This is a genomic window from Acinetobacter sp. YH12095 (assembly GCF_013419245.1).
In the GTDB taxonomy this organism is placed as follows: domain Bacteria; phylum Pseudomonadota; class Gammaproteobacteria; order Pseudomonadales; family Moraxellaceae; genus Acinetobacter; species Acinetobacter towneri.
This window is the reverse complement of sequence record NZ_VPAL01000031.1, coordinates 1-6085: the sequence shown is the minus strand read 5'-3', so window position 1 is coordinate 6085 and position 6085 is coordinate 1. Positions and strand designations below refer to the sequence as shown.

Annotated in this window: 6 protein-coding genes; 2 read left to right on the top strand and 4 right to left on the bottom strand. The window is 35.5% G+C overall.

Annotation, left to right across the window (positions count from 1 at the left end; all coding sequences use genetic code 11):
• Nucleotides 1-603: 603 nt before the first annotated feature.
• On the bottom strand, nt 604-1356 hold the full coding sequence (erm(B), locus tag FTU35_RS12885; protein WP_154320141.1) for a 23S rRNA (adenine(2058)-N(6))-methyltransferase Erm(B): 753 nt from the start codon (nt 1354-1356) through the stop codon (nt 604-606).
• A gap of 372 nt (nt 1357-1728) precedes the next feature.
• Here erm(B) and msr(E) point away from each other — a divergent pair, with 372 nt between their 5' ends.
• Both msr(E) and FTU35_RS12875 read left to right on the top strand, forming a co-directional pair.
• A complete protein-coding gene (gene msr(E) / locus FTU35_RS12880) occupies nt 1729-3204 on the top strand; it encodes an ABC-F type ribosomal protection protein Msr(E) (protein ID WP_000052512.1) in 1476 nt (491 codons plus the stop codon).
• Between the two features lie 55 nt (nt 3205-3259).
• The gene (locus FTU35_RS12875) at nt 3260-4144 is read left to right on the top strand and encodes an Mph(E) family macrolide 2'-phosphotransferase (protein WP_000155092.1); all 885 of its coding nucleotides are present in this window, start codon (nt 3260-3262) and stop codon (nt 4142-4144) included.
• A 189-nt stretch (nt 4145-4333) separates the two neighbouring features.
• Here the strand turns inward: FTU35_RS12875 and FTU35_RS12870 are convergent, their stop codons facing one another.
• The 3 genes from FTU35_RS12870 to FTU35_RS12860 all read right to left on the bottom strand — a co-directional run bounded on the left by FTU35_RS12870 (nt 4334) and on the right by FTU35_RS12860 (nt 5860).
• Complete coding sequence (locus FTU35_RS12870; RefSeq protein ID WP_015060246.1) at nt 4334-4945, bottom strand: recombinase family protein; 612 nt, start codon at nt 4943-4945, stop codon at nt 4334-4336.
• 184 nt (nt 4946-5129) lie between these two features.
• Entirely contained in the window at nt 5130-5444 is a 315-nt protein-coding gene (locus FTU35_RS12865) for a hypothetical protein (protein WP_070155405.1), read from the bottom strand.
• A gap of 2 nt (nt 5445-5446) precedes the next feature.
• Nucleotides 5447-5860 (bottom strand): hypothetical protein, encoded by a 414-nt coding sequence (locus FTU35_RS12860; RefSeq protein ID WP_179989130.1) that lies wholly within the window; start codon nt 5858-5860, stop codon nt 5447-5449.
• Nucleotides 5861-6085: the final 225 nt, after the last annotated feature.

Below are 6085 nucleotides of genomic sequence, written 5' to 3'. Positions count from 1 at the left end.
TTGTTCCATTTTAGAGATTTGTTTAAGATAAGATATAACTCATTGAGATGTGTCATAGTATTCGTCGTTAGAAAACAATTATTGTGACATTATTTCAATGAGTTATCTATTTTTGTCGTGTACAGAGAAAAAAGTGGAGAGATTAAAAAGCTGCAAGGGCGATCTATGATCGTGCATTTACCCTTGCGGTCTTTTTTGAACGAACTATAACCAGAAAAAGCAAAGCCCTTAGCACACTAAAATATTAGGTACGTCAAGCGGTATCTTGGATAGTAAAATCGAACGGAAAAAAAGCACTTGATATACTTATCAAGTGCTTTCCTAGCCTTTATGTTCGTAAATAAACCACTTGTAACTTGTAACTTTTTTCATGTTACAAGTTACCACTCGTGGTAGTTACCACAAAGCCACATGTTAACATTAAATAATGTTAAGCATTTCATGGAAAAGCTTTTCTATAATCTTTAAGGCTTCTTGTGTACTTCTTGCTAGTCTAGGGACCTCTTTAGCTCCTTGGAAGCTGTCAGTAGTATACCTAATAATTTATCTACATTCCCTTTAGTAACGTGTAACTTTCCAAATTTACAAAAGCGACTCATAGAATTATTTCCTCCCGTTAAATAATAGATAACTATTAAAAATAGACAATACTTGCTCATAAGTAACGGTACTTAAATTGTTTACTTTGGCGTGTTTCATTGCTTGATGAAACTGATTTTTAGTAAACAGTTGACGATATTCTCGATTGACCCATTTTGAAACAAAGTACGTATATAGCTTCCAATATTTATCTGGAACATCTGTGGTATGGCGGGTAAGTTTTATTAAGACACTGTTTACTCTTGGTTTAGGATGAAAGCATTCCGCTGGCAGCTTAAGCAATTGCTGAATCGAGACTTGAGTGTGCAAGAGCAACCCTAGTGTTCGGTGAATATCCAAGGTACGCTTGTAGAATCCTTCTTCAACAATCAGATAGATGTCAGACGCATGGCTTTCAAAAACCACTTTTTTAATAATTTGTGTGCTTAAATGGTAAGGAATATTCCCAACAATTTTATACCTCTGTTTGTTAGGGAATTGAAACTGTAGAATATCTTGGTGAATTAAAGTGACACGAGTATTCAGTTTTAATTTTTCTGACGATAAGTTGAATAGATGACTGTCTAATTCAATAGACGTTACCTGTTTACTTATTTTAGCCAGTTTCGTCGTTAAATGCCCTTTACCTGTTCCAATTTCGTAAACGGTATCGGTTTCTTTTAAATTCAATTGTTTTATTATTTGGTTGAGTACTTTTTCACTCGTTAAAAAGTTTTGAGAATATTTTATATTAAAATAAGCCTTATATCCAAGCATAAAACAAGGTTGTCTAGACTTCTTTTAACAGTAAAGTTATCATAAAACTGAATTTTATTTTTTAGGTAAGTTTATGCATTCTATCCGCATTCGTTAAGACACAACTATTTGCATAGTGACACTATTTTATAATGGTGGGCTTTTGTTGTGTCTTTAAGAATATATGCGGATATATAAAGTAAAAGTATGCTTAATTTATAAGTATGCTTTTAGTGCATAGTTTCCAGTTATAACTTAATTGACTAGCTATTTGTCCACCCTGTGGATGAATAGCTTTTTTTTTGGGAGGACACTGTGATGCTAGCTTTTGTTTTCACCTAAATCCTGTTTGCTGCATAAAAAATTTCAAGAGCTAAACAGGAGTAAATAAAAATGAGTTTAATTATTAAAGCGAGAAACATACGCTTGGATTATGCTGGGCGTGATGTTTTGGATATTGATGAATTGGAAATTCACTCTTATGACCGTATTGGTCTTGTGGGTGATAACGGAGCAGGAAAGAGTAGTTTACTCAAAGTACTTAATGGCGAAATTGTTTTAGCCGAAGCGACATTACAGCGTTTTGGTGATTTTGCACATATCAGCCAACTGGGCGGAATCGAAATAGAAACGGTCGAAGACCGGGCAATGTTATCTCGCCTTGGTGTTTCCAATGTACAAAACGACACAATGAGTGGCGGAGAGGAAACTCGTGCAAAAATTGCTGCCGCATTTTCCCAACAAGTACATGGCATTCTAGCGGATGAACCAACCAGCCACCTTGATCTCAATGGAATAGATCTACTTATTGGTCAACTTAAAGCATTTGATGGAGCATTACTTGTTATCAGTCATGACCGATATTTTCTTGATATGGTTGTAGACAAGATATGGGAGTTAAAAGACGGTAAAATTACGGAATATTGGGGTGGTTACTCGGATTACTTGCGTCAAAAAGAAGAAGAGCGACAACACCAAGCCGTAGAATATGAGCTGATGATGAAGGAACGGGAGCGATTAGAATCTGCTGTGCAAGAAAAACGCCAGCAAGCTAATCGATTAGACAATAAGAAAAAAGGAGAAAAATCCAAAAACTCTACCGAAAGTGCTGGACGACTTGGGCATGCAAAAATGACTGGCACCAAGCAAAGAAAACTGTATCAGGCAGCTAAGAGTATGGAAAAGCGTTTGGCTGCATTAGAAGATATTCAAGCACCAGAGCATTTGCGTTCTATTCGTTTTCGTCAAAGTTCAGCCCTAGAACTGCACAATAAGTTCCCGATTACGGCAGATGGTCTGAGCTTAAAATTTGGTAGCCGTACTATCTTTGATGACGCTAACTTTATAATACCGCTTGGCGCTAAAGTCGCTATAACTGGATCGAATGGAACAGGGAAAACGTCCTTGTTAAAAATGATATCAGAACGTGCTGATGGATTAACCATATCTCCAAAAGCTGAAATTGGCTACTTTACACAAACAGGATATAAATTTAACACGCATAAATCTGTGCTCTCCTTTATGCAGGAAGAGTGCGAGTACACAGTTGCGGAAATTCGTGCAGTATTGGCTTCAATGGGGATCGGAGCGAATGATATTCAAAAAAACTTATCCGACTTATCGGGAGGTGAAATCATCAAACTGCTTTTATCCAAAATGCTTTTAGGAAAATATAATATTTTGCTTATGGATGAACCAGGAAACTATCTTGACCTAAAAAGTATTGCCGCATTAGAAACAATGATGAAGTCCTATGCAGGAACTATTATCTTCGTATCTCATGACAAGCAATTGGTCGATAATATTGCTGACATTATCTACGAGATCAAAGACCACAAAATCATCAAGACTTTTGAGAGAGATTGTTAATGATAGCCAATCTAATCCGAACATTAATTATTGAACTCTTTAAAGGAAATTAAAAATGACAATTCAAGATATTCAATCACTTGCTGAAGCACACGGCTTGTTGCTTACGGACAAAATGAATTTCAATGAAATGGGCATTGATTTTAAGGTCGTTTTTGCTCTTGATACAAAGGGGCAACAATGGTTGCTGCGTATTCCTCGTCGTGATGGCATGAGGGAACAAATCAAGAAAGAAAAACGCATTTTAGAATTGGTAAAAAAACATCTTTCTGTAGAGGTTCCTGATTGGAGAATTTCATCTACAGAATTAGTGGCTTATCCCATACTTAAAGATAATCCTGTTTTAAATTTGGATGCTGAAACCTATGAAATAATTTGGAATATGGACAAAGATAGCCCGAAATACATAACATCTTTGGCAAAAACCTTATTTGAAATCCATAGTATTCCTGAAAAAGAAGTTCGGGAAAATGATTTGAAAATTATGAAACCTTCAGATTTAAGACCTGAAATAGCAAACAATTTGCAGTTAGTAAAATCTGAAATTGGTATAAGTGAGCAATTGGAAACCCGCTACAGAAAATGGTTGGATAATGATGTTCTATGGGCAGATTTCACCCAATTTATACATGGCGATTTATATGCTGGGCATGTACTAGCTTCAAAGGATGGAGCTGTTTCAGGCGTTATTGATTGGTCAACAGCCCATATAGATGACCCAGCGATTGATTTTGCTGGGCATGTAACTTTGTTTGGAGAAGAAAGCCTCAAAACTCTAATCATCGAGTATGAAAAACTAGGGGGTAAAGTTTGGAATAAACTATATGAACAGACTTTAGAAAGAGCAGCGGCCTCTCCTTTGATGTATGGTTTATTTGCCTTAGAAACTCAAAATGAAAGCCTTATCGTTGGAGCAAAAGCTCAGTTGGGAGTTATATAATTTAAAAATATGATTGCTGAGAACTGCCTTGTTTTGAAACTTGGTTGGCTTTAATTAGTTTTTAGTATTCTTTATAGAAAATGCCTCGATCAAGGGGCATTTCTAACAATCATTTAACATAAAATTTCTTATGTGAAGTAACCTGAATGCAGCGGTGCCCCATTGGGGGCGCGTTGAGATAAGCCTCTTTTAGATAACTTTAGCAACTCGATAGACAGTTGCAACTCCACAATTCACTGCTTTGGCAATTTCTTCCTTAGTCATATTGCCAACTACTAGCAATTCTTTTATTCGTTTATGTTTAGCCTCATTTGCCTTCTTGCCTGTTGGTTTGTAACCCGAACGTGCCAGGCCCTGCTTAATACGTTCTATACGTTTCTCATTGTCTAGGCGGGCCATTGTTGCCAGAAGATCAATCAACATATTGTTGATGAGTTCCAAGATTGAATGAGTAATGCTGTCACTGGTTTGAATCATTTGGTAGGTAGTAGGAAGATCTGCTACGACTAAACGAAGTCCCTTCTCCTGGATCCTGCGCTTCAGCTCTTGAAAATCTCGTTGGGTTAGGCGTGATAAGCGGTCAATACTTTCAACTAACAATGTGTCACCTTGATTTGCTTCTGACAGTAGCTTATTCAATTCAGGTCGGTCTAACTTCGTACCACTATAGTTTTCCACGTACACAATGGTTTCACCCAAATTCAAGTTTTGGTTTAGATCCTGAAGAATCTGCAAAGCCCTTTCTGCATCTTGATCTTTAGTTGAAGCTCGTAGATAAATACGTGTATTCATTTCTATCATTTAATCTTAATTCTATTAGATTAATGATAATACTATCATTTAATTATTGCATTAAGTCTAATGATAGATATTGTATGCGATTTGGCTCGCTATCATTCAGGTATACTCTTTTGATAAAAAAAGCATAACTAAAAGCCATGCCTTGGGAATTCGTATAACGTGTATTATGTTAATTTTAGAAGATCTATACAATTCTGTACTTTTTCACAATCATAGAAAAAGCAAATAAAATACTTATCCAAAATAAATAATCAATAAAAAAATTGAGAAAAACAAATTGATCCATGCCGATGAAAATAAATAAAGGATTGATACTTATACTTCCGACTGGAGAGGTTTCACCATCTATAAGGAACTGGAGAGGAAATCCCCCAGCTATGACTTTAACTTTTTCAAGCTTATCTACAACTATGCGAGCAACTAATATATTTTTTTGATAAAGCAAAGATACGTAAGTCAAAATAATCGCTAAAAAATTAAAATATAATATTTTTTTCATAACTATTCTTTATCTTTTAAGTTAATTAAAAACAGCCAATAACATAAGCCAGGAAATAGAGCCAGAAAGCTAGCCCATGTATTGGTATACATCTTCCACCAATCTTCAGCAATCTTTCCAGTATGCCCCCATCCTAAAAGAATAAAAAATGGAGTAGCAATAATTAGAGAGGTAATACAGATGGTTAATAAATTAAGTCTGTTATAACGATTTAAAAGAATTGAGAATATGTAGCTAAAAGGCACAGTCAAAATACAATAAGCCAAGTAAATAAGACCGTGTCCTACAAGAACTACGAAAATCGAGTATAGGCTGTATTCGTGATTCACTGCGATAAACAGGACTGTTGTTAAAAAAAGTAAAGGTAAAGGAGCAAGTAAGAGTGCTTTTACTATTTGTTCATTTGAGTATTTCACTAATTTAATTCTCTTATCTACTCAATAAATAATAATACTATAACGATTTTATTGGAGGTTTTTTGATTCTATTTAACATAATGGTGGTTATACGAATTGAACGTAAGCGTCCGCTGAACCCCATGCCTATTTTTTAATTCGGTTCAGGTTTCCAGCGGTGTGGTAGCAATTCTTCAATCTGAGTCACTTTATGTGTCGGCAACCTTTTCAGCACATCACTTAAAT

Coding starts and splice junctions, on each gene's coding strand:
- FTU35_RS12875 (WP_000155092.1), top strand. CDS start 3,260: ATGACAATTCAAGATATTCAATCACTTGCTGAAGCACACGGCTTGTTG.
- FTU35_RS12870 (WP_015060246.1), bottom strand. CDS start 4,945: ATGATAGAAATGAATACACGTATTTATCTACGAGCTTCAACTAAAGAT.
- FTU35_RS12865 (WP_070155405.1), bottom strand. CDS start 5,444: ATGAAAAAAATATTATATTTTAATTTTTTAGCGATTATTTTGACTTAC.